This is a genomic window from Pseudomonas sp. AGC41 (assembly GCF_057334555.1).
The window spans coordinates 16662-19384 of sequence record NZ_JBHFJB010000008.1 but is presented as its reverse complement, the minus strand read 5'-3'; the positions used below and the strand labels follow the sequence as shown (position 1 = coordinate 19384).

The window sequence follows — 2723 nt, the reverse complement described above, 5'->3', positions numbered from 1 at the left end:
TCACCGCCGACCATCAGGTAGCGCAGGCTGGCAAAGGCCGGGGCCAGGGCGCCGGCGAACTGATGGAAGAGCCCGGCGGTGAGCCAGAGCACGCTGACTTCGTGGCGCAGCAGATGCTCGTTGAAACGTTCGGCGTCGAGCAGGGTGTCGCGAGGGCAGACCACCAGGCAGCCACCGTTGAGCAGCGCGGCCCAGATCTCCAGGGTGCTGGCATCGAAGGCCGGGTTGGCGGCGAGGGCGATGCGGTCCTGGGCGTTGAAATCGGCGAAGCCGTTGTTGCACACCAGGCGAGCCACGGCGCGATGGGGCACTTGCACACCTTTGGGCGTGCCGGTGGAACCGGAGGTGTACATGATGTAGGCCGCAGTTGCGACGGCTATCGGCACCGGTGGGCGCGGCGTGGCGGCAGCGCCGTGGGCAAGGGTGTTTTCCCAGGAAGCCAGGGCCAGGTAGCGGATAGCCGGATCCGCCACCGTCTCGGGCAGCTCATCGGTCAACAGCCAGGCGCTGCCGCAGTCGCGCAGCAGCGCGCCTTGCCGCTCCATTGGCGTGGCGGTGTCGATCGGTACATAGGTCGCCGCGTTCTTCAAGATGGCGAGGATCGACGCGACCAGCCGTGGACCGCGCGCCAGGCACAAGGCAACCTGATCCCCAGGCCGCACGCCTTGCTCGGCCAACCAATCCGCAAGTTGTTCGGCGCGTTGGTCAAGCTGGCGATAATTGAGCGATTGCTCGCCGTCCTGGATCGCCGTGGCTTCGGGGCGACGCCGTGCCTGCGTTTCGAACAATGCATGCAACGGCTCGTCTGCGGGGTAATCAAGGGCGGTGGCATTAAAAGCATGCAACACCTGCCCGCGTTCGGTTGCGCCGAGAATCGACAGTTCATCGAGGGCGCGCTGGTCATCCTCGACCATCGTTTGCAGCGTGGCGCACAAGGCCTGCCAGTGGCGCAGCACGGTATCCGCGTCGAACAGCGCCGTGGCATAGGTCAACCGACCGGCAATCGCGCCGTCGCGCTCGTGCAGGTTCAGCGTCAGGTCGAACTTGGCGCTGTCATCGCTTGTGTCCAGCGGCGTCAGCACCAGGGAGCCCAACTCCAGACTCGGCTGCGGCGCGTTCTGCCAGGCGAACAGCACTTGGAAAATCGGGCTGCAGGCGAGGGAGCGAGACGGGTTCAACGCTTCGACCAGATGCTCGAAGGCGAGCTCCTGATGGGCCTGGGCCTCGAGTGCGGTACGCCGAACCTGAGCGAGCAGTTGCGCAACCTGACGGACCTCACCCAGCCGCACCCGCAGCGCCTGGGTGTTGACGAAGAAGCCGATCAGCGGCTCGACCTCGGCCCGAGTCCGGTTCGCCAGGACCGAGCCGATTACCACGTCATCTTGTCCCGAGAGCCGTGCCAGCACGATCGACCAGGCTGTGAGGACTGTCATGAACAAGGTAGCGCCGTGGCGCTCGCTCAGTTGTTTGAGCGACTGGACCAATTGCTCGTCCATGTGCACGTCCAGGCTCGCGCCGGTGAAATCCTGATGCGTCGGGCGTGGACGATCCAGTGGCAGGTTCAACAATGGAGGGGCGTCTTCAAGCTGGCTGCGCCAGTAGGCCAGCTGGCCGGCGACCCTTTGCGCCTGGCGCGGCGAGCGTTGCCACAGGGCGTAATCGGCGTACTGGATGGCCAACGGTGGCAGCGGATCGGCCTGCCCGTTGAGGTAAGCCCGGTACAGTTCAGTCAGCTCCCGGGTGAGCACGCCCAGCGACCAGGCGTCGCCGACGATGTGGTGCAGGGTGACCAGCAAGACATGCTCCTGGTCGTCCAGGCGGAGCAGGCGCGCACGAACCAGTGGGCCGCGGGCCAGATTGAAAGGTGCCTGGGCTTCGGCGGCGCAGCGCGCCTGAAAGACCGCCTGCGGTTGGCCGCGCAGGTCCTCGTAGGGCATGACGAAGGCTTGCGCTGCGTCGACAACTTGCTCCGGCTCACCCTCTTCGGAGACAAAACGGCTGCGCAAGGCTTCATGCCGTTCAACGATGCGCGACAGCGCGGCACGCAACGCCGGTTCGTTTAGATCGCCTTGCAGGCGCAGCCCTCCGGCCATGTGATAAGCGGCGCTGGCCTGGGCATCCAAGTGGGCGATGAACCACAAGCGCTGCTGGGCAAACGACAGCGGCAGCCGCGCGGGCCTTGTTGTCGCGGGGATAGGCGCGGCGCCGTGTTGCCCGCTGCTGGCCAAGGCTTCGATAGCCCGGGCTTGACGTTGCAGGACAGGCTCATCGAAGACGGCGGCCAGCGGCAGTTCGACGCGCAACTGCTGACGCAACTGAGAGATCAGCTGCACGGCCAGCAGCGAATGGCCGCCGGACTGAAAGAAATGCTCGTCTCGACCGACCCGAGGCATTCCCAGCAGACGGCTCCAGATGGCCGCCAATTGCGTTTCCAACGGACCCTGGGGCGGTTCGAAATGGCCGCCCGCTGGCTGTTCCGGGGCCGGCAGCGCGCTGCGATCCAGCTTGCCATTGGGGGTCAACGGCAACCCTGGCAGGGCAACAAACGCGCTCGGTTGCATGTATTCCGGCAGCGTTGCCGCCAGCGCATCGCGCAGGTGTGCGTCGGACACCGCGACGCCGGGCTGGGCCACCCAATACGCCACCAGGCGAGGGCTGCCCGAGGCGTCATCGCGGGCCATCACCACGGCCTGTTGTACGCCGGGCACGCGGCCCAGCGCCGT

General features: G+C 66.3%; 1 protein-coding gene. It reads right to left on the bottom strand.

Going from position 1 to position 2723, the window contains the following annotated elements:
• A partial coding sequence (locus ACE04F_RS01150; RefSeq protein WP_486104187.1) for a condensation domain-containing protein occupies window positions 1–2723 on the bottom strand: 2723 nt, incomplete at both ends.